At 64.3% G+C, this 19,404-nt stretch carries 20 protein-coding genes; 9 read left to right on the forward strand and 11 right to left on the reverse strand.

Annotation, left to right across the window (positions count from 1 at the left end):
* Positions 1-41: 41 nt before the first annotated feature.
* Both WJU17_RS04115 and WJU17_RS04120 read left to right on the forward strand, forming a co-directional pair.
* A complete protein-coding gene (locus WJU17_RS04115; protein ID WP_346326065.1) occupies positions 42-458 on the forward strand; it encodes a YbaN family protein in 417 nt (138 codons plus the stop codon).
* Positions 459-551: 93 nt separating this feature from the next.
* Positions 552-1,706 (forward strand): GGDEF domain-containing protein, encoded by a 1,155-nt coding sequence (locus WJU17_RS04120; protein WP_346326066.1) that lies wholly within the window; start codon positions 552-554, stop codon positions 1,704-1,706.
* Between the two features lie 3 nt (positions 1,707-1,709).
* Here WJU17_RS04120 and phoB read toward each other — a convergent pair whose 3' ends face one another.
* The 7 genes from phoB to WJU17_RS04155 form a co-directional block, all read right to left on the reverse strand.
* A complete protein-coding gene (gene phoB / locus WJU17_RS04125) occupies positions 1,710-2,402 on the reverse strand; it encodes a phosphate regulon transcriptional regulator PhoB (RefSeq protein WP_346326067.1) in 693 nt (230 codons plus the stop codon).
* A gap of 21 nt (positions 2,403-2,423) precedes the next feature.
* Positions 2,424-3,140: a phosphate signaling complex protein PhoU gene (phoU, locus tag WJU17_RS04130; protein WP_346326068.1), complete on the reverse strand. Its 717-nt coding sequence runs from the start codon at positions 3,138-3,140 to the stop codon at positions 2,424-2,426.
* Between the two features lie 24 nt (positions 3,141-3,164).
* Positions 3,165-3,959 (reverse strand): phosphate ABC transporter ATP-binding protein PstB, encoded by a 795-nt coding sequence (pstB, locus tag WJU17_RS04135; protein WP_346326069.1) that lies wholly within the window; start codon positions 3,957-3,959, stop codon positions 3,165-3,167.
* Between the two features lie 23 nt (positions 3,960-3,982).
* Positions 3,983-5,299 (reverse strand): phosphate ABC transporter permease PstA, encoded by a 1,317-nt coding sequence (gene pstA / locus WJU17_RS04140; protein WP_346326070.1) that lies wholly within the window; start codon positions 5,297-5,299, stop codon positions 3,983-3,985.
* Positions 5,292-6,665 (reverse strand): phosphate ABC transporter permease subunit PstC, encoded by a 1,374-nt coding sequence (gene pstC, locus WJU17_RS04145; RefSeq protein WP_346326071.1) that lies wholly within the window; start codon positions 6,663-6,665, stop codon positions 5,292-5,294. Before pstC ends, pstA begins: the two co-directional genes overlap by 8 nt.
* A gap of 82 nt (positions 6,666-6,747) precedes the next feature.
* Positions 6,748-7,773, reverse strand: coding sequence for a substrate-binding domain-containing protein (locus WJU17_RS04150; RefSeq protein ID WP_346326072.1), 1,026 nt, complete (start codon positions 7,771-7,773; stop codon positions 6,748-6,750).
* A gap of 148 nt (positions 7,774-7,921) precedes the next feature.
* Positions 7,922-9,229 (reverse strand): ATP-binding protein, encoded by a 1,308-nt coding sequence (locus WJU17_RS04155; RefSeq protein ID WP_346326073.1) that lies wholly within the window; start codon positions 9,227-9,229, stop codon positions 7,922-7,924.
* A gap of 223 nt (positions 9,230-9,452) precedes the next feature.
* Between WJU17_RS04155 and WJU17_RS04160 the strand changes: the two genes are divergently transcribed.
* A complete protein-coding gene (locus WJU17_RS04160; protein ID WP_346326074.1) occupies positions 9,453-10,586 on the forward strand; it encodes an acyl-CoA dehydrogenase family protein in 1,134 nt (377 codons plus the stop codon).
* Between the two features lie 20 nt (positions 10,587-10,606).
* Positions 10,607-11,803 (forward strand): acyl-CoA dehydrogenase family protein, encoded by a 1,197-nt coding sequence (locus tag WJU17_RS04165; RefSeq protein ID WP_346326075.1) that lies wholly within the window; start codon positions 10,607-10,609, stop codon positions 11,801-11,803.
* A 59-nt stretch (positions 11,804-11,862) separates the two neighbouring features.
* Here WJU17_RS04165 and WJU17_RS04170 read toward each other — a convergent pair whose 3' ends face one another.
* Entirely contained in the window at positions 11,863-12,885 is a 1,023-nt protein-coding gene (locus WJU17_RS04170) for an alcohol dehydrogenase catalytic domain-containing protein (RefSeq protein ID WP_346326076.1), read from the reverse strand.
* Between the two features lie 3 nt (positions 12,886-12,888).
* Positions 12,889-14,145: a cytochrome P450 gene (locus WJU17_RS04175; RefSeq protein WP_346326077.1), complete on the reverse strand. Its 1,257-nt coding sequence runs from the start codon at positions 14,143-14,145 to the stop codon at positions 12,889-12,891.
* Between the two features lie 150 nt (positions 14,146-14,295).
* Here WJU17_RS04175 and WJU17_RS04180 point away from each other — a divergent pair, with 150 nt between their 5' ends.
* Entirely contained in the window at positions 14,296-15,393 is a 1,098-nt protein-coding gene (locus WJU17_RS04180; RefSeq protein WP_346326078.1) for an NAD(P)-dependent alcohol dehydrogenase, read from the forward strand.
* On the opposite strand, the gene WJU17_RS04185 is transcribed toward WJU17_RS04180, so the two are convergent.
* Together WJU17_RS04185 and WJU17_RS04190 are read right to left on the reverse strand one after the other, a co-directional pair.
* Entirely contained in the window at positions 15,362-16,258 is an 897-nt protein-coding gene (locus tag WJU17_RS04185) for a hypothetical protein (RefSeq protein WP_346326079.1), read from the reverse strand. The genes WJU17_RS04180 and WJU17_RS04185 overlap by 32 nt on opposite strands.
* Positions 16,259-16,394: 136 nt before the next feature.
* Positions 16,395-16,967: a carboxymuconolactone decarboxylase family protein gene (locus tag WJU17_RS04190; RefSeq protein WP_346326080.1), complete on the reverse strand. Its 573-nt coding sequence runs from the start codon at positions 16,965-16,967 to the stop codon at positions 16,395-16,397.
* A 98-nt stretch (positions 16,968-17,065) separates the two neighbouring features.
* Here WJU17_RS04190 and WJU17_RS04195 point away from each other — a divergent pair, with 98 nt between their 5' ends.
* The 4 genes from WJU17_RS04195 to WJU17_RS04210 all read left to right on the forward strand — a co-directional run bounded on the left by WJU17_RS04195 (position 17,066) and on the right by WJU17_RS04210 (position 19,401).
* Positions 17,066-17,431 (forward strand): limonene-1,2-epoxide hydrolase family protein, encoded by a 366-nt coding sequence (locus tag WJU17_RS04195; RefSeq protein ID WP_346326081.1) that lies wholly within the window; start codon positions 17,066-17,068, stop codon positions 17,429-17,431.
* Positions 17,431-17,823: a hypothetical protein gene (locus tag WJU17_RS04200; protein WP_346326082.1), complete on the forward strand. Its 393-nt coding sequence runs from the start codon at positions 17,431-17,433 to the stop codon at positions 17,821-17,823. The genes WJU17_RS04195 and WJU17_RS04200 overlap by 1 nt, the downstream gene beginning before the upstream one ends.
* Positions 17,824-18,067: 244 nt before the next feature.
* Positions 18,068-18,796, forward strand: coding sequence for a metallophosphoesterase (locus tag WJU17_RS04205; protein WP_346326083.1), 729 nt, complete (start codon positions 18,068-18,070; stop codon positions 18,794-18,796).
* Positions 18,797-18,945: 149 nt separating this feature from the next.
* A complete protein-coding gene (locus WJU17_RS04210) occupies positions 18,946-19,401 on the forward strand; it encodes a very short patch repair endonuclease (protein ID WP_346326084.1) in 456 nt (151 codons plus the stop codon).
* Positions 19,402-19,404 lie beyond the last annotated feature (3 nt).

The following is a 19,404-nucleotide window of genomic DNA, read 5'->3' on the forward strand; positions in this document are numbered from 1 at the left end:
CAACTGCTTGTCTGTCGCAAAAACTGGTCCATGATCAGTCCATGGACAAACAGGACGATCCCGCCGAAGTAACCCTTTCGCCCACCGCGCGCTATCTGCTGCTCGCGGTGGGCTGGTTCTTTCTGGCCCTGGGCGCCATCGGCGCGTTCCTGCCGGTGCTGCCAACGGTGCCGTTCTTGCTGATCACCGCCTGGGCGTGGTCGAAGAGCTCCAAGCGACTGCACCGTTGGCTCTACAGCAATCCGACATACGGCCCCTATCTCATCGCCTGGCACAAATACGGCGTCATCCCGCGCCGGGCCAAGATCATGGCGATCGGCATGATGGCCGCAGGCTGGCTCTCCTTCACCGTGTTCTTCGCCACCAACTGGTGGGTGCCGGCGCTGATCGCCGCCGTCGAACTGGCGGTCGGCTGGTTCATCATCACCCGCCCGAACGCGCCGCCCGCCATTCGCTAAATCCTGGCCGCGCCATTTTAGGTGCGCGCGTGCGCCGAATGGCTAAAGTGATCCTGTCAGGCGCGTGGGGGTCGCGCGGCTGAGGGGAATTGAATGCTCGACGCGCGTACATTGCTGTTCTCCATCGCAGCGGGCTTTGCCGCCATGGGCGCGATGGGAATCTTTCTCAGCCTGCTGCACCGGAAGGAAGTCGCGATCCGTTACTGGAGCGCCGGCTGCTTCACCTTGGCGGCGGCCAACGGCCTGCTCACGATCCGCGAATCCGTCCCGGGCTTCGTCTCCGTGGTCATCGCCAACGGCCTGGCGGTTTCGGGCGTGTATCTGCTCCACGCCGGATTCGCCGCCTTTTACCGCAGGGCGCCCCTGTTCGGCGTCGGCATCTCGATCAGCCTCGGCGCCATGGCGATGCTCGCCTACTGGTACTACGAGGTGCCCGATTTCCACGCCCGTGTCATCGTCTGCACGGCGGCGCTGCTCCCCGCCTTCGGCATGATCGCCGCGCTGCTGGTCCGCGACTCGCTGGGTCCCTACCGGCCGATCCGCCTGGGTCTCGCGGTCCTGCTGATGCTGTTGATCGTCGCCAGCCTTCTGCGCATCGTCTACACGATCATCGATCCGGGCCCCGACGACATGACCCTGTTCGACTACCGGGGCATCGAGACCTTCTGGTACATCGCCGTGCTCACGGTGATGTTCATCAGTTCGCTCAATTTCCTGCTCATGCCGAGCCAGCGCGCCCAGATGGAGCTGAGCGATCTGGCGGCCATCGACGAGCTGACCGGGCTGCTGAACCGCCGCGCCTTCAACGCACGGTTGCGCGACCGCGCCGCCTCCGTCGGCATGAGCGGCGGAGCGAGCCTGATGCTGCTCGATCTGGACAGTTTCAAGTCGCTGAACGACGAGCATGGACATGCCGCCGGTGATGCGGTGCTGTGCAAGTTCTCGTCCACGGTCGCCGATCAGCTGCGCCGCCGCGACGTGTTCGCACGCTATGGCGGCGAGGAATTCGCGGTTCTGCTGCCCGAGACCGATCTGGCCCAGGCCAGCGTGGTCGCCGAGAGAATCCGCCGGGCGGTCGAGACCATGCGCGTCCAGGCCGGCGGCAGGGAACTGGTCACGACAGTCAGCATCGGCGTCACCGCAGTGCCGGAGCGGCCGGACGACTACGAGGCCGCCATCGCCTCGGCGGACGAGGCGCTCTACCGTGCCAAGAATCTTGGCCGCAACAGGGTCTGCGTTCTCGGCTAGCCGTCAGACGGCTTCGAGGTCGAGCGCGTAGCCCGCCGACCGGACCGTTCGGATCACGTCCTGCGCCCCATCCTCGTTCAGCACCTTGCGCAGGCGCCTGATGTGCACGTCCACCGTGCGCGGCTCGACATAGACATCGTGTCCCCAGACCGAATCGAGCAGCTGCTCGCGCGAGAACACCCGGTCAGGATTTTCCAGGAAGTGGCGCAGCAGGCGAAACTCGGTCGGCCCGAGCCGCACCGGCTTGCCGGCGCGCGTCACCTTGTGCGAGGTGGCGTCGAGGGCAATGTCGGCATAGGTCAGCACCTGCCCTGAATAGGCGGGCCGAACACGGCGCAGCACCGCGTTGATCCGGGCCAGCAGCTCGCGCGGCGAATAGGGCTTGGTGATGTAGTCGTCGGCGCCCATGTCGAGCCCGCGAATTCGGTCCCCCTCCTCCGTCCGCGCGGTCAGCATGATGATCGGTATGCCGGCCGTCTCCGGCGCCTTGCGCAGCCGGCGACAGACCTCGATGCCCGGCACGAAGGGCAACATCCAGTCCAGCAGGATGAGATCGGGCGCCTGTTCGCGCGCCATGGCGAGGCCTTCATCGCCATCGGCGGCGTGGAGCACCGCGAACCCTTCCTTGTCCAGATTGTATTTGACCAGCTCGACCAGGCTCAGATCATCTTCGATCAGCAGGACATTCGGCTTCATGTCAGGCTTTCCCGTCACGGATTAATCGTCGCTCGGGCGCACGACCGTGAAACTGGTCCGGTCGCCCTTGGGGCGCGTATCCTCGAGGATTTCACCGCGCACCAGATAAAACACGATCTCGGCCAGATTGGTCACGTGATCGCCCATGCGTTCGACATTCTTGGCGGCGAACAGCAGATGGGTGCAGGGCGTGATCGCCCTGGGATCTTCCATCATGTAAGTCAGCAGCTCGCGGAACAGGCTGTTGTACAGCTCGTCGACGGCGGCATCGCGTTCCCACACGTCCAGCGCCTTGGCATCGTCCAGGTCGATATAGGCGTCGAGAACGTCCTTCAGCATCTTCTGGACCAGATGCGCCATGTCGCCCACCGTGCGGACGATACGGAAATTCTCCGCTTCATTGATCGCTGTGACGCGCTTGGCGATGTTCTTGGCGTAATCGCCGATCCGCTCCAGAATGCTCGACATCTTCAGCGCGGAAACGATTTCGCGCAGGTCCGACGCCATGGGCTGGCGCCGTGCCAGGACGGAGATGGCCTCCTTCTCGATGGCGATTTCAAGCACGTCGAGGGCCTTGTCGCCTTCGACGACCTGGGCGCCGCGCTCGGCGCTCCGTTTGAACAGCGCGTCGACGGCGCCGGCGATCTGGGTTTCGGCCAGCCCGCCCATGCGGGCGATGCTGGACCGAAGGTTTTCCAGTTCCTTGTCGTAGGCGGAAACGATGTGGTCGTTGGTCATTTGTCCGGCCCTTGGGTGCCAGCGCTAGCCGAACCGGCCCGTGATGTAGTCACGGGTGCGTTCCTCGCGCGGATTGGTGAAAATCTGTTCCGTGTTGCCATGCTCCACCAGATCGCCCAGATGGAAGAACGCGGTCTTTTGCGACACGCGCGCCGCCTGCTGCATGGAGTGGGTGACGATCACGATGGCATAGTTCTCACGCAATTCGTCGATCAGTTCCTCGACGCGCGCGGTCGCGATCGGATCGAGCGCCGAGCACGGCTCGTCCATCAGGATCACCTCCGGGCTCACGGCAATGGCGCGTGCGATGCACAGGCGCTGCTGCTGGCCGCCTGACAGGGCGGTGCCTTGGGTGTCGAGACGATCCTGCACCTCGTTCCAGAGGCCGGCCTTGCGCAGGCTCCGCTCGACGATCCCGTCCAGGTCCGCCTTCTTGGTGGCCAGACCGTGAATTTTCGGGCCATAGGCGACGTTCTCGTAGATCGACTTCGGGAACGGGTTGGGCTTCTGGAACACCATGCCCACGCGGGCCCGCAACTGCACCACGTCAACACGCTTGTCGTAGATGTCGACGCCATCCAGCAGGATCGACCCGGTGACGCGCGCACTGTCGACCGTGTCGTTCATCCGGTTCAGGCAGCGCAGATAGGTCGACTTTCCGCAACCCGAGGGGCCGATCAGCGCCGTGACCTCGTTGTTGTAGATATCGAGATCGACGCCCTTGATGGCTTCCTTGGGGCCATAATAGACGTGAACGTCCTTGGTGACGAACTTGGCTTGGGTGTGATCCTGCGCGATCAGCTGCTTCTCAGCCGCCATTGAGTGGCTCGTGTCCATTGTGTTTACCATCTCCGTTCGAACCGCTTCCTGAGGATGATTGCCGTTGCATTCATCGTAAGCAGAAAAGCCAGCAATATGATAATGGCCGATGAGGTGAGCGCGACGAAGCCGCGCTCGGGAAGACCCGCCCACATGTAGATCTGCACCGGCAGCGCCGTGGCCGGGTCCATCGGACCTCCCGGCATGTCGAACACCGCCGCGACCATGCCGATCATGATCAGCGGCGCCGTTTCACCCAGGGCATGGGCCAGACCGATGATGAGACCGGTGAGGATGCCTGGCATGGCGAGCGGCAGGATGTGGTGGAAGATCGCCTGCATCTTCGAGGCGCCGACGCCCAGAGCCGCGTCCTTGATGGAGGGCGGCACCGCGCTGAGCGCCGCGCGGGTGGCGATGATGACCGTCGGCAGGGTCATCAGGGACAGCACGAGACCGCCCACGATGGGCGCCGACCGCGGCATCTCGAAGATGTTGATGAAGATGGCCAGACCGAGAATGCCGAAGACGATGGATGGCACCGCCGCCAGATTGTTGATGTTGACCTCGATCAGGTCCGTGATCCTGTTGCGGGGCGCGAATTCCTCCAGGTAGATCGCCGCGCCGACACCAATGGGCAGCGCCACGACGACGACCAGCACCATCATGAAGAACGACCCGATCAGGCCGACGGCGATGCCCGCCAGTTCCGGATCGGCCGAGGCGCCCATGGTGAACAAACTGCTGTTGAACTTGAGCGCGATCCGGTCCTGCTCTTCCAGTTGATCGAGCCAGCCGAGCTGGACGTCGTTGAGAAGCCGGCGTTCCTCGGGCAGATCGCGCGAGATGTTGCCCTTGAAGAAGGGATCGACCGTCCCGTGGGCCAGCAGCCAGACATCGACCGTCGATCCGACGATCTCTGGATCATCCAGCAGGATGTTGCGCAACTGGACGTCGATGCCATTGCTGAGCATCTTGTCCGCTAGGGACTTGCGATCCCGATCATCGGGCGAAATCCCGAGAGCATCGTAAAGTGCCGAGCGCGCGATACGTGTGAGCTTGAAACCCGACAGTTCCCGTATTTCATCTTCCGACGCGCCCGGCTGCAGGTCGAGCGCCTCGGCCGTCAGGGGCACCTGGACCTTGATTTGGGTCGACATGAAGCCCTGAATGCCGACACTGAAGATCGTATAGAACAGGATCGCCAGGAAGATCAGACCGATGCTGACCATGGCCAGGCCATAGAAGCGGAAACGCTTCTCGGCCGCGTAGCGTTGCTTCAGCCGTTTCGCCGCCGCTTCGGACAGGAAATACGACGGCGCCTTCTGCGTTTCCTCAGTCATATTGTTCTCTGTACTTCCGGACGATGTGCAGGGCGTAGATATTCAGCACCAGCGTGATGACGAAGAGCGTCATGCCCAGGGCGAAGGCCACGAGCGTCTGCGGACTGGTGAATTCGTGATCGCCCGTCAACTGGCTGACGATCTTCACGGTAACCGTGGTCACCGCCTCGAAGGGATTTGCCGTCAGGTTCGCGGCGACACCCGCGGCCATCACGACGATCATGGTCTCGCCGACCGCTCGTGAGACGGCCAGGATGATACTGCCGACGATACCCGGAAGCGCGGCCGGCATGATGACTTTCCGGATCGTCTCGGACTTGGTCGCGCCGAGCGCCGCCGAACCGTCCCGCAGCGACTGGGGCACGGCGTTGATGACGTCGTCGGACAGCGACGAGACGAACGGAATGATCATGATGCCCATCACGACACCGGCGGTCAGCGCGCTTCTGGCGTCGATGTCGAGCCCGATGGTCGCGCCCGCGTCCCGCAGGAATGGGCCGACGGTGACGACGGCGAAGAAGCCGTAGACGACCGTGGGAATACCGGCGAGAATCTCGAGGATCGGCTTGGCCGTCGACCGGAACCGGGGACCGGCGTACTCGGCCAGGTAGATCGCCGACATCAGGCCGATCGGAACGGCGACGAGCATGGCCAGCAACGTGATGAACAAGGTGCCCCACAAAACGGGCACCAGTCCGAACTGACCGGTTTCGCCGCCGGCCGCGGATGAAAAGCGCGGATCCCAGGTCAGGCCGAAGAAGAAGTCCGCCGGCGCCACCATGGTGAAGAAGCGAATGGATTCGAAGAGCATGGACAGGACGATGCCGACGGTCGTCAGCACGGCCACGCTGGAGCAGAGGATCAGGATGATCTTGATCACCGACTCGACCCGGTTCCGCGCCCGGGTTTCCGGCTTGACCTGCAGATAGCAGATCAGCGCGGCGATCGCGGCAACCGCCAGCACGGCGCCCGTCATGTAAAGGCGGCTGGTGGCGCGCATCTCGTTGTAGCGGGCGGCCAGGTCGGTGACATAGGGTTCGGCGCCGAAGCTGTTGCCCGTCTTCGCCGTGTTGACGATCTGGCCGAGGATCAGGTCCATCTGGGCCGGCGAGCCCGTGCGGACCGCCTCGGGCAGGGCATCGACCAGCGCCGCGTGAATGACGAAGTTCTCGCCGATCAGCCAGGCCACAAGCGCGACAAACGCCGCCAGGCCCGAGATCAGCGCGACATAGGTGCCATAATAGGAAGGCCGGGAATGAAGCGCGGCGAGATTGCCGCCGCTCGTTACCCGTGCCCGCATCAGGCCGCTCAGATAGGCCGCGAAGACCAGGCCGGCGGTTAGCAGAACCAATACAGATAAGGACATGTTTGCTCGCTTGGCGGCTTCGTCACGTCGTAACGAGAAAGGGAGCGGCCCTCGAACCGGCCGCTCCCTCCCTGGCTTGGATTTAGTCTACGGTCTTGCCGGCTTTCCAGGTCGCGCGGAACTGCTCGCGCTGGCTGGCCGGAGCCGGGATCAAGCCCTTTTCGATCAGCATGCCGTCATCGCCGATCATGTCTTCGCTGAGGAAGAACTCGGCGTACTGCTTCAGGCCGGGAATGGCCGCCAGATGGGCCTTCTTCACGTAGAAGAACAGCGGCCGCGACACGGGATATTCGCCGCTGCCGATGGTGTCCATCGAGGGGGTCACCCCATTGACGGTGGAAACCTGGATCTTGTCGCGATTCTGGTCATAGAAGCTGAGGCCGAACACGCCGACGCCGTCGGGATTGGACTTCAGGCGCGCGAGCGTCTCGGTGTAGTCGCCGTCGATATCGACCGCCAGGCCATCCTTGCGGACGTGGTTACAGGCCTTCTTCTTGGCATCCTTGTCGAGCTTGGCGATTTCCGGAAACTCTTCACAGCCCACGGTCAGCACCTTCTCTTCGAAGACTTCGCGGGTGCCGTGCTTCTCGCCGGGAATGAACGCCATGATCGGCGCGTCCGGGAAGCTGGGGTTCACGTCTTTCCAGGTCTTGTTCGGATTGGCGACAAGCTTGCCCTTCACCGGGACCTGGCTCGCCAGGGCGAGATAGATATCCTTGGGCGTGAACGCCATGGCGGTCTTGCCGACGGGCGTGGCGAAGACGATGCCGTCGTAGCCGAACTTCACTTCCATGATGCCGGTCACGCCCGCCTTGTTGCAGGCTTCGACTTCGCTGGTCTTGATGGCGCGCGACGAGTTCGCGACGTCGATGTAATTGGGGCCGACACCTTCACAGAACTTTTTCAGGCCGGCCGAGGAGCCGCCCGATTCGACGACCGGGGACTTGTACTTGCCCTGCTTGCCGAACTGTTCGGCGACGACGGTCGCGAAGGGCAGCACGGTGGACGAACCGGCGACCTGGATCTGGTCGCGGGCAAAGGCGGCCCCCGAGGCGGCGGCGCTGACTACCGCGACGGTTGCCAGTCCGATGAGCGTCTTATTGAACACGATGTTTCTCCAGTCATCAGTGGTGAGCCACGTCTCTGGGCGCGGTCTCTCCGCCGCCCGTGGCAGGACCCTACGGAGCGGCAATGAACGGAATAAGACACTAATGTTACAGTATTGTTGCAGTCAGCCATGTGGCTGGGACGAAAGGCTATTTTCCCTCGCCACCATCAACCTTGGCGCGCAGGTACACCGTCACCGTGGTGCCGACTCCAAGCTCGCTCTCGAACACCAGCCGGCCCCGATGCCTGTTGACGATGTGCTTGACGATGGCCAGCCCCAGGCCCGTGCCGCCCTTCTGGCGCGAGCGCGCCGGATCGACCCGGTAAAAGCGGTCGGTCAGGCGCGGCAGGTGCTCGCGAGCGATCCCCTCGCCCTCATTGATCACCTTGATGGCGACGCCGGGACCGCCGGTTTCCGGCAGTCGCGCCACGCTTTTTCCGGTGATCCGGACAATCGTGCCCGTACGGCCATATTTGATCGCGTTGTCGATCAGGTTCTGGAAAACCTGTGTCAGCTGGTCCGCGTCGCCCAGAACGCGGGGGAGTGCCGTCTCGATCTCGACCGCGATGCTCATGCCCCGGTCCGCCGCAACCAGCGACAGCACCTCGACCACGTTTTCAACGATCCCGACGATGTCGATGCTGTCGGACGGCACCACATGCTCGTCCAGTTCGATTCGCGACAGGGACAACAGGTCGTTGATGAGGCGGGCCATGCGCGCCGACTCCAGCGACATGATTTCAAGAAACCGTTCCTGAGCGACGGGATCGTCCTTGGCCGGTCCCTGCAAGGTTTCGATGAAGCCGATCAGGCTGGCCAGGGGCGTGCGCAATTCATGGCTGGCGTTGGCGACGAAATCGGCGCGCAACTGTTCCGAACGTTTGAGGGCCGTGACCTCGTGCAGCGCGATCGCCATGGCGGGCGCCGCCGGGTCTTCGCTGCCTTCCCCCGACGTCATCGGCAGGGCCGTCAGCACGAAGTGCCGCTCGCCGGGACTGAGAAGAGTGATCTCCTCACGCGAAACGTTGCTGCTGGCGAGCACCCGGTCCATGGCCTCGATGGCGGAGGGGTGCCGGAGAACCTGCGTGAAATCCCGGCCGGTCAGCCTGAGGCCGAACAGTTCGCGGGCGGCCGAGTTGGCCTCGATAACGCGCCGGCCGGAATCGAGCAACACGAGGGCATCGGGAATCACGTCGATCACCGACTGGGCGTAGTTGCTCAGCAAGGAGGGAACGGCCTGTCCGCTGACCTCCGACTTTATCGGCACGACCGCGTGGTCACGCCTGTTCTGCCAGAACAGGTAGATGATCGGCAGCAGGGCAAGCCCCAGCACGACGGCATGCGCGGCATGCAGCGCGCCGATTGAAACCAGCCCCGTCAGCACTGCCGCGGGGGCCAGAACAGCCGCTCTCCACCATCCGTCACGCACCGTGCGCCATCCCCGTGTCCCGGCCATGTTCCTGGCCCGTGTTCTGCTTCGACTCGCCGCGAAAACCCCCGGCGCGCCGGGGTTTCCGGCGTTCCAAGACTACAATCACAGTTTCTCACGGGCGCGCAACCGCGCTCTCATGACATCTATGGCGTCCGGCCGGACGAACCCCTTGCCTGAGCGGCGGAAATGGCGCAAAAACGTGACCCAGAACCGACCAGCCGGTAACAAAACAGAGGATTCCCGAAGGATGGACCTGTCCTATTCCGACGAACAGATCATGCTCCGCGACAGCGCCGAGCGCTTTGTCGAAGCCAACAGCGGCGCCGAGAACCTGCGCAAGATGCGCAACAGCGACGAAGGGTTCAGCCGCGACAACTGGAAGCAGATGGCCGAACTCGGCTGGCTGGCCCTGCCCTTCACCGAGGCCCAGGGCGGCCTGGACGGCACGGCGGTGGACACCAACGTGCTGATGGAAGCCTTCGGCAAAGGCTTGGTGCTCGAGCCGTTCCTGACCACGGTCGTGATGGGCGGCGGCGCCTTGAAAGCCGCCGGCAATGATGCCCAGATCGAGGCGCTGGTGCCGCAGATCATCGAGGGCAACCTGCTACTGGCCGTCGCCTATGCCGAGCCGCAGGCACGCTTCGACCTGTTCGACGTGGCGACCACCGCCCGCAAGGATGGCAGCGGCTGGGTCATCGACGGCCACAAGGCCGTCGTGCTGCACGGCGACAGCGCCGACAAGATCATCGTCAGCGCCCGCACCTCGGGCGACCGCCGCGACAAGGACGGCATCAGCCTGTTCATCATCGACCGGGGCGCCGCCGGCCTTGAGCGCCGCGCCTATCCGACGGTGGACGGCTCCCGCGCCGCCGAGTTGATCTTCAACAGCGTCAAGGTCGGCGCCGATGCGCTGCTGGGCGCCGAAGGCCAGGGCCTCGCCGTGCTGGAGAAGGTCTCGGACGACGCCATCACCGCCCTGTGCGCCGAAGCCGTGGGCGCCATGAAGGTGCTGCTCGACACCACCGTCGAGTACACCAAGACCCGCGAGCAGTTCGGCCAGCCCATCTCCAAGTTCCAGGTGCTGCGTCACCGCATGGCCGACATGATGATGGAATACGAGCAGGCCAAGTCCATGGCCCTCGTCGCCGCCCTCAAGGTGGACAGCGCCGACCCCGTCGAGCGCCGCAAGGCCGTTTCCGGCGCCAAGGTGCAGATCGGCAAGAGCGGCCGCTTCGTCGGCCAGCAGGCCGTTCAGCTGCATGGCGGCATGGGCATGACCGACGAACTGTCGGTCGGCCACTATTTCAAGCGCCTGACGATGATCGACATCCTGTTCGGGAACGTAGATCATCATCTGAAACAGTTCAGCGCCGCCGCCTGACCTTGCTGGGGAGATAGACCATGGACCTGTCATTCACACCCGAGGAAATCGCCTTCCGCGACGAAGTCCGGGAGTGGGTGCACGGGGCCATACCGGACGATATCCGGGAAAAGGTCGAAGCCGGCGAGAAGCTGCCCAAGTCAGATCTCCTGCGCTGGCAGAAGATTCTGCACGCCAAGGGCTGGATCGTCCCCGCCTGGCCCGTCGAATATGGCGGGCCCGGCTGGACCGCGACCCAGCGCTACATCTTCGCCAACGAGATGGCGCTGGCCGGCGCCCCCGACCTGCCCGCCTTCGGGCTGAAGATGGTCGGCCCGGTCATCTATACCTATGGCAGCGAGGAGCAGAAGGCCCACTTCCTGCCCCGCATCCTGAGCGGCGAGGATTGGTGGTGCCAGGGCTATTCCGAGCCCGGTTCCGGCTCCGACCTCGCGTCCCTGAAGACCAGGGCCGTCAGCGACGGCGACGACTACATCGTCAACGGCTCGAAGATCTGGACCACCGGCGCCCATCAGGCCGACTGGATCTTCTGCCTCGTCCGCACGGACGACAGCGGCAAGAAGCAGGACGGCATCAGCTTCCTGCTGATCGACATGAAGACGCCGGGCATCGAGGTCAGCCCGATCATCATCATCAATGGCGACCACACGGTGAACCAGGTGTTCTTCACCGATGTGCGGGTGCCGAAGAAGAACCTGATCGGCACCGAGGGCGAAGGCTGGACCTATGCCAAGTTCCTGCTGGTCAACGAGCGCAACGGCATTGCTCAGGTGGGCGGCAAGAAGCACACCCTGAACCGCATCCGCAAGCTGGCGGACAAGACGCAGATTCACGGCCAGCGTCTGGCCGACGAGCCGGGGTATCAACGCCGTCTGGCGGAAACCGAAGTGGCGCTGATGGCGCTGGAATATTCGGAGCTTCGCTTCCTGTCCGGTCAGAAGACCGATCATGCGCCCGGCACCGAGGCGAACATGATGAAGGTCGCCGCGACCCAGCTGCAACAGAGCATGTCCGAGCTGTTTATCGAGATCGCCGGCTACTACAGCTTCCCCTATGACGGCTTCCGCGACACCAAGGGCTCCAACGAGCCGCCGGTCGTGCCGTCCGAGGCAGGCGGCGCCATGCACGACTTCCTCTATGGCCGTGCCTCGACCATCTACGGTGGATCGAACGAGATCCAGCGCGATGTCATCGCCAAGGTGCTGCTGAGTATCTGACAGGTTCCGATGTCATCCCGGCAGGCTGCCTGCCGGGATGATTTTCGGCGTACGACGGCTCACAGAGCCGGGTCGAGAAGCACCTTGCACTGGCTGGTCGGCGTGCGAAGCGCCTCGAAGGCGCCGGGCAGTTCGCCGAACGACACCACATCCGTGACCATGTGCTCCACGTCGATCCGGTTGGCCGCGATCATGTCGACGACGAACTGGAAGTCGGACTTGTCGTGGGCGACGACGAACCGCATGGTGAGTTCCTTGGCCATGGCCAGCGCCGGCATGATGGTATCCGGCTTGCTGCAGAAGCCCACGACCAGTATCTCGGCGCCATAGGGCGCGAGCTCGACGCATTTGGCGATCATGCCGGGCACGCCAACGCACTCGATGATCAGTTCCGGCGGCGCGCCGGTCAGTTCGCGGAACTGCTCGCCCACATCGCCGGCGGCGTCGACGAGGCCCGTCGCGCCGTAGCGCAGCGACATCTGTGCCCGGCCCTGGTCCAGTTCGCTGACGATCACATGGCGCGCGCCGAAGAACTTGCACCACAGCACGGTGGTCAGGCCGATGGGACCGGCGCCGATGACGAGGACGTTCTTGCCCGCGAGACCGTTGCGGATACCGCGCACGCCGTGGAGCGACACCGCCAGCGGCTCGACCAGCGCGCCTTCCTTCCAGCTCACCGACGCGGGCAGCTTGACCGCCTCGTTCAGATGGACGCGGGTATATTCGGCGAAGCCGCCGGTCAACGCGCCAAGGCCGATGATCTGCTTGGTCTCGCACTGCCAGGGCGTGCCCTTGTAGCAGGCGAGGCACTGGCCGCAGCCGATGAACGGCAGGGTGCAGAGCCGGTCGCCTTCCTTCCAGCCCTGCGGCACATCCGGACCGATCGCCACGACCTCGCCGGCGAATTCATGGCCCATCACCGTGCCGCGCGGCAGGCCGTGCTGCTCGGTGGCGTGGAGGTCGGTGCCGCAGATACCGCAATGCTTGACGCGGATGATCACCTCGCCGCGCTGGGGCGTGGGATCGGCGATGGTCTCGATGGCGAGCGGCTTCCCGACTTCCAGGAAAACGGCGGCTTTCATGGGCTAATCCTTGTTGATCTCGTCGAACGTGATCCAGAGTTCCTTCAACCCGCGCAAGCACAGATGCGGGTGATGCTCGAAGCTGTTACGGCTGCTCGCATAGCCCAGATTGCCCATGCGCGCCAGGATGGCCTCGAACGACGCGATCATCTCGTAGCGGGCAAGCTGTGCCCCGAGGCAGTGATGGATTCCGGCCCCGAACGCCAGATGCGCGCCCGCATTGCCGCGGCAGACATCGAGGCGTTCGGGCTCCGCGAACTTCGCCCCGTCGCGGTTGGCGGCGGCATAGCGCAGCATCACCCGCGCTCCTTTGGGAAGGGGGAAGCCGCCCAGTTCGGTGTCTTCCTTGACGATGCGGAACAGCCCCTGCACCGCGGATTCGAGCCGCAGCGTCTCCTCGACGAAGGTCGGAATGCGGGCCGGGTCCTCGCGCAGGATGCGCTGCTGTTCCGGATTGTCGATCAGCAGGGTCATGCCCGCCGCGATGGAGTTGGTGGTGGTCTCGTTGCCGGCGACCAGCACCTGGGAGATGATCGACAGCAACTCGCCATTGTTCAGCGGCTGACCGTCGTCGTCCCTCACCTCGAGCAGCGCCGACAACAGGTCATCGCGCGGGCTCTCGCGGCGCTCATCGAGGGCGGCGACGAAATAGCGCTGGAATTCCAGCACCTTCCGCGCGCTGTCCACCCACTGGTCGTCGCTGAGCATGAGCCCGAGCGGCGCCACCGAGGCATCGGACCAGATCTTGAACTTCGGCGCGTCCGCGCGCGGCACGCCGAGCTGGTCGGCGATCACGTAGAGCGGCACCGGCACGGCGAATTCATGGATCAGCTCGACCTCGCCGCGGCCGATGAACTTGTCGATCAGCATGTTCGCGATCTCGTCCATGTAGGGCTTCATCGCCCGGACGCGCTTGGGCGTGAACGCGTAGTCGACCATCTTGCGATAGCGCGTGTGGCTGGGCGGATCGTTGGTCACCATGGTGTTGACCTTGGGCCAGCCCTGCGCCTCGATTTCCTTCACTTCCGGCGGCGGCGCGCGCATCTCGGCGGGCGCCTGGCTGCCGATGTTGGAGAAAACATCGGTGCGGCGGATGGCTTCCATCAGGAGGTCGTAGCGGGTGACGATGTGGACTTTCAGGTGCGGGTCGAAATAGACCGGCGCCTGGTCGCGCAGTACGTCGTAATAGTCGTAGGGGTTCTCCTGAACCTCCAGATGGGCAAGGCTGCGGTCGCCTGGCGCGCCCGTTACGGCATCCATGATCGTCTCCCCGGTTCAGCTCGTTTCTCACGCTAGGGCGCTAAAAAAAACCAGTCAAGGCCTATGGACTCGACGTAGTATCCATGCGGTAACAGAGGCTCGGACGATGGGGGAAAACATGCGCGCGTTCAGTCGGTTGGGGGCTGCCCCATGAAGATCACGGCCGCCGTCGCGAACGGTCCGGAGACGCCGTTTTCCATCGAGCCGGTGGAGCTGGACGAGCCGCGTGCGGACGAGGTGCTGGTGCGCCTGGCGGCCACGGGCATCTGCCATACGGACGTGTTTTTCCGCGATCTGATGCCGGTGCCGGCGGTGCTGGGGCATGAGGGCGCGGGCGTCGTCGAGGCCGTCGGCAGCGCCGTCACCCGGGTCCGGCCCGGCGATCATGTGGTATTATCATATGCTTTTTGCGGTGTTTGCCCCAGCTGTGACGCCGGTTCGCCATATTATTGCCACGATTTTTTCCGGTTTAACGCCTCCGGCGCGCGCGCGGACGGCTCGCCGACGCTGACCCGCGCCGGCGCGCCGCTGTTTGGCAATTTCTTCGGCCAGTCGTCCTTCGCCACCCACGCGCTCGCCAACCAGGCGAACACGATCAAGGTCCGGAAGGATGCCCCGCTCGAGCTGCTCGGTCCGCTCGGGTGCGGTATCCAGACGGGGGCCGGGTCGGTGATGAACGGGCTCGAGCCGCTGCCGGGCGAGCCGCTGGTCGTGTTCGGCGCGGGGGCGGTCGGGCTGGCGGCGATCATGGCGGCGAACCTGATCGGCTGCGAGCCGATCATCGCCGTCGACCCCCTGCCCGCCCGGCGCGACATGGCGATCGGCCTCGGCGCGCATCACGCGCTGGACCCACATTCGGTGGACCCGGTCGCCGCGATCATGGAGCTCACCAAGGGCGGCGCGCTTTATACGCTGGAGTGCACCGGCATTCCGGCGGTGTTCGAGCAGGCGGTGCGGGCGCTGGCGCCGCGCGGGTCGTGCGGGCTGATCGGCGCGCCGCCGCCCGGCAGCCTGGGCAGCATCGATCTGGGCAATCTGCTGAGCAAGGGCATCCGCATCCGCGGCCTGATCGAGGGCGAGAGCCAGAGCGAGGCGTTCATCCCGCACCTGCTGGAGCTGTTCCTCGACGGCCTGCTGCCGTTCGACCGGCTGGTCACCTTCTATCCGCTGGACCAGATCGACACGGCGATCCGCGACAGCCTGGAGGGCCGGACGATCAAGCCGATTCTGAGGATGCCGGGGGCGTAGCCGCGTCGAGCGGCAGGGAATACTGGTAGGCCCGGCCCGAATGCTCGCCCGGCAGCGGAAAGCCGGTCAGATGGGCATGGGCGAAGGTCCCCGCCGCCGCGACCAGCACGGTCATGGCGACCAGCGCGGCGGCGATGCCGAGCAAGCCAGCCCAGACGGACCAGTCGGAGAAGTCCGGGACGAAGCCGAGCGCGTCGAGCACGTACCAGTCGATGACGCCGATGAGCCCCGCCCAGGGCAATGCGACGAGGGCGATGAGGGCGAGCAGCCGCCAGCCATGGCCGCGCGTCTGGCGCCAGGCGAGGCTGAGGTTCAGATCGTGTCCGGCGGCGGCCTGGTTGAACAGGAACAGCGTCCGCACGACCAGCAGCACGTAGAGGGCGAAGCCGGCCATGACGAAGGCGTAGTAGGCCAGCGCGATGGCCGGGTTCAGCGCCGGTTCGTTTTCGATCAGGGTATAGAGATCGCCGAGCGGCAGGAGCGCGAGGGCGAAGACCAGGGAGATGGCCAGGATCGGGGCCGTGCCGGGCGGGAAATCGTCGAGGGCATCCCGGGCCACCGTGCCGCGCCCGAACATGAACAGCCGGTAGGCGGCGACGGTCAGCGGCGTCAGCAGCACGGCCTGGGCGATGGCTTGCAGGGCGGAGAGAATGGTGACGTCGATCCAGGTCTCGGCGACGCCGGCGGCCTGCCGGATGCCGCCTTCGAGGATCACCAGCAGGACGAAGGGCAAGGCGGCGAAGCGGGCCAGCGGCCGGGCCGACGCGGCCGCCCGGCGCCAGGCGTCGGCGCACAGCCGGAGCACCGGCAGACGATCGGGATGCCGCGGCGGCAGGAGAATGGTCGACACGAACATGCGCAACACGGGACTGGCCGGCTCCGGAACGGGTCACGCCCCAAGCGCGGGCGCCGCGCCCGATTCCATAGCACGAAACCGGCCGCGCCGCCCTGCCCTTCGGCGTCCCTGCCCTAGCTTGGCGAGCCTATTCGGCGGCGCCCCCTTATTCGGCGGCGCGCTGCGGCACGAAGGGGCAGTATTCCTCCTTGGCGACCAGATCGAGCACGAAGGCCATCTTGTTCATGCCGCCCAGGATGGAGCCGACCATGGACAGCTCGACGATGTCGCCATCGCTGAAGTGCTGCTTCAGCCGGGCATAGAGCGCCGGGGTGAGCGAGCCGGCCATGTTGGTCAGCGCCAGCTGCTCGGCCAGGGCGATCACCGCCTTGTCCGCGTCGGAGAACGGGCCGTTCTCGTAATCCTCCATGGCGTCCAGTTCCGCCTCGGTCAGCCCGGCTTCCTTCGAGGAGGCCCGGTTGTTGAGGTTGCAGTAATGGCAGCCATGGATCAGCGACAGGCGGTAGCGCACCAGTTCCTTGTAGCGGCGCGGCACGTCGCCTTCGAAGAACAGCTCCTTGTAGAAGTGCTGGGCGAACATCTTCGACGCCTTGGGCGAATTGGCGAACACTTCGAGGATGGTGGTGTCCTCGCAGATCGCCTTGGAGCGGTCCCAGCCGGCCTGCTGTTCGGGCGACAACTGCTCGCGCGGCACCCGGTTCATCAACGTATTGGTCATATGCCCGTCTCCCCTGACGATTGAACCAAATTTTCAAACTTACCCACTGGAAACATATGCTAGAAAGGCGGCGGATTGCAATTCATGGGGAGGACACGATGAGCAATACGAAAATCGTCGAGGATTTCATCGCCGCCTGGAACGCGAACGACATCGACCGCGCCTGCGACATGATGGCCGAGGACATCTTCTATCACAACATCCCCATGACCCCGGTGACGGGCCGCGAGGCGGCGCGCGCCATGCTGAAGGCGATGGGCCCGCTGACCGACGTGAACTGGGAGCTGCTCGCCATCGCCGAGAATGGCGAGGCGGTGCTGACCGAGCGCGTCGACCGCATGACCATGGGCGGCAAGAAGGTCGCCATTCCGCTGATGGGCATCTTCCGCATCCGGAACGGCGAGATTTATGAGTGGAAGGACTATTTCGACCTGGGCGACTTCCAGCGCCAGATGGCGGGGTAATGGACGAAGATGACCGCGTCTTGACGATTGATGACTATTTCGATCAGCCGCTGAAAGGCGTCGCTGAATATCGAGGTCGCCCGCATTATTATAATCGTCAGTTCGACCGCGAGACCGATGCATATCTGGACGTCTTTATTTTGACGCCCCTTGATGCCGAGGCATTCGAACTTGCCATGGCTGCTTGGGGTATCTGGCTTGATTGGAAAATGGCGTTCCGTCGCGGTGAAGTTCCTGCGAACTCCCACCCGCCGCATGAGCCGGAAACATCTTCATACGGCCAGCTAACCCGTGACTTTTCCAAGTATGTTGAACAGAACCAAGGCTCGTCTTTTGAAGCGAAGGGCGTCATGGACAGCAATACAGACCGCGTACGGTGGTTGACAGTCTAAGTATAGCAGCCAGATCCCCATCGCCGGGAATGGCGACACGGTGCTGACCGAATGCGTTGGTCGCATGACCAGGGGGCGGGAAGAAGGCGCGGTGCCGGTGATGGGCATCTTGGCGGGGTAAGTCCGCCGGAAACCCCGCGCCGCGCCATGCGTTGATGACGCATGACCCGGAGGCGCGGTGGATGAAGACAGTGAGGCCGATCAGCGAAACGGCGGCCCGAACGGCGCTTGCCAAGCGCGCCTCATGAGCCGGCTGTTCCACATTTCCGACGTGCATTTCGGCCGCGAGGACACGGAGGCGCTGGCCTGGTTCGCGGCGCTTGTCGCCGCCGAGCGCCCCGACGGCGTGGTGCTGACCGGCGACCTGACCCAGGCGGCGCGCCGGTCGGAATACCAGGCGGCGGGCGCATGGCTGGAGACGCTGCAGGCGCCGGTTTCAGTGCATATCGGCAATCACGACATTCCCGTGTACAACCCGCTGTTGCGCCTGACCGCGCCCTATCGCCGGTATGAGGCGCTGAAGCGCAAGATCGACCGGCCCATGCGGCTCGACGGCATGACCATCGTGCCGCTGCGCACCGCGACGCGGGCGCAGTGGCGCACCAACTGGTCGTGGGGCGTGGTGCGCCGGGCGAGCCTGGCGGCGGCAAAGGACGCGCTGGCGGCGGTGCCGGCGGGGCATCTGGCCATCGTGGCCTGTCACCATCCGTTGGTGGACCACCGCGAAGGCACGCGGGGCCGCACCAAGGGCGGCGAAGCCGCGCTGGCCGACCTCGCCGCGGCGGGCGCCCATGCGGTGATCACCGGCCATGTGCACGACCCGTTCGACACCCAGTGGCCGGCCGGCGGCCAGACGATCCGCATGATCGGCGCCGGCACGCTTTCGGAGCGGGTACGATCCACCCGGCCGTCGTTCAACGAGATTCGGCGGGTGGGCGATGGGCTGGAGGTGAGGCTGCGGGAGTTTGGGTAGGAAGTTGGGCGCAGTTGGAACGTTCCGGCCGCGAAACTGGCTGGCATTCATAGCTGTAAAGCGATCAGCCATCGCGGAGCGAATTTTGCTTTATAACTCTTAGCCTCTCAGGTGTCTCCTTTTGAGACCAAAGGAAATTGCAGAACCCGATGGCCGATACGAGATCGCCCGAGCAGCGGCGAAAGATTATGCAGTCGGTAGGCACTGTTGATACGGGTGCCGAACTGGCTGTGCGCCGCCTCTTGTTTCGGATTGGCTATCGCTATCGCCTGCACAAAACCGGGCTTCCGGGCCGACCTGACATCGTTTTCCCGCGAAAGAAAAAGGCGATCTTCGTACATGGATGCTTCTGGCATAGTCACGATTGTTCAAAGGGGCGACCGCCAAAATCCAAGCTAGATTACTGGGGGCCGAAGCTGGAGCGCAACCGCGAACGTGACCGGCAAAACATTGAGGATTTGCACGCTCTCGGATGGGATGCACTGGTTGTCTGGCAATGCGAGATCAAAGACAGCGAAGCGTTGGCAAAACGTCTTGTCGCCTTCCTGAGTAAAATCCGATCGACACGATTGGTCGAATCGTCTAGCTTTGCCTCAGGGAGTTAAGAT

The organism is Iodidimonas sp. SYSU 1G8, assembly GCF_039655775.1.
Taxonomy (GTDB): Bacteria; Pseudomonadota; Alphaproteobacteria; order SMXS01; family SMXS01; genus RI-34.

Excerpts from the sequence above, each read along its gene's own strand:
- WJU17_RS04120 (WP_346326066.1), top strand. The coding sequence starts at position 552 with ATGCTCGACGCGCGTACATTGCTGTTCTCCATCGCAGCGGGCTTTGCC.
- pstC (WP_346326071.1), bottom strand. The coding sequence starts at position 6,665 with ATGTCCTTATCTGTATTGGTTCTGCTAACCGCCGGCCTGGTCTTCGCG.
- pstB (WP_346326069.1), bottom strand. The coding sequence starts at position 3,959 with ATGGCGGCTGAGAAGCAGCTGATCGCGCAGGATCACACCCAAGCCAAG.
- phoU (WP_346326068.1), bottom strand. The coding sequence starts at position 3,140 with ATGACCAACGACCACATCGTTTCCGCCTACGACAAGGAACTGGAAAAC.
- pstA (WP_346326070.1), bottom strand. The coding sequence starts at position 5,299 with ATGACTGAGGAAACGCAGAAGGCGCCGTCGTATTTCCTGTCCGAAGCG.
- WJU17_RS04205 (WP_346326083.1), top strand. The coding sequence starts at position 18,068 with ATGAGCCGGCTGTTCCACATTTCCGACGTGCATTTCGGCCGCGAGGAC.
- WJU17_RS04170 (WP_346326076.1), bottom strand. The coding sequence starts at position 12,885 with ATGAAAGCCGCCGTTTTCCTGGAAGTCGGGAAGCCGCTCGCCATCGAG.
- WJU17_RS04155 (WP_346326073.1), bottom strand. The coding sequence starts at position 9,229 with ATGGCCGGGACACGGGGATGGCGCACGGTGCGTGACGGATGGTGGAGA.
- WJU17_RS04210 (WP_346326084.1), top strand. The coding sequence starts at position 18,946 with ATGGCCGATACGAGATCGCCCGAGCAGCGGCGAAAGATTATGCAGTCG.
- WJU17_RS04180 (WP_346326078.1), top strand. The coding sequence starts at position 14,296 with ATGAAGATCACGGCCGCCGTCGCGAACGGTCCGGAGACGCCGTTTTCC.
- WJU17_RS04165 (WP_346326075.1), top strand. The coding sequence starts at position 10,607 with ATGGACCTGTCATTCACACCCGAGGAAATCGCCTTCCGCGACGAAGTC.
- WJU17_RS04115 (WP_346326065.1), top strand. The coding sequence starts at position 42 with ATGGACAAACAGGACGATCCCGCCGAAGTAACCCTTTCGCCCACCGCG.
- WJU17_RS04195 (WP_346326081.1), top strand. The coding sequence starts at position 17,066 with ATGAGCAATACGAAAATCGTCGAGGATTTCATCGCCGCCTGGAACGCG.
- WJU17_RS04190 (WP_346326080.1), bottom strand. The coding sequence starts at position 16,967 with ATGACCAATACGTTGATGAACCGGGTGCCGCGCGAGCAGTTGTCGCCC.
- WJU17_RS04200 (WP_346326082.1), top strand. The coding sequence starts at position 17,431 with ATGGACGAAGATGACCGCGTCTTGACGATTGATGACTATTTCGATCAG.
- phoB (WP_346326067.1), bottom strand. The coding sequence starts at position 2,402 with ATGAAGCCGAATGTCCTGCTGATCGAAGATGATCTGAGCCTGGTCGAG.
- WJU17_RS04160 (WP_346326074.1), top strand. The coding sequence starts at position 9,453 with ATGGACCTGTCCTATTCCGACGAACAGATCATGCTCCGCGACAGCGCC.
- WJU17_RS04175 (WP_346326077.1), bottom strand. The coding sequence starts at position 14,145 with ATGGATGCCGTAACGGGCGCGCCAGGCGACCGCAGCCTTGCCCATCTG.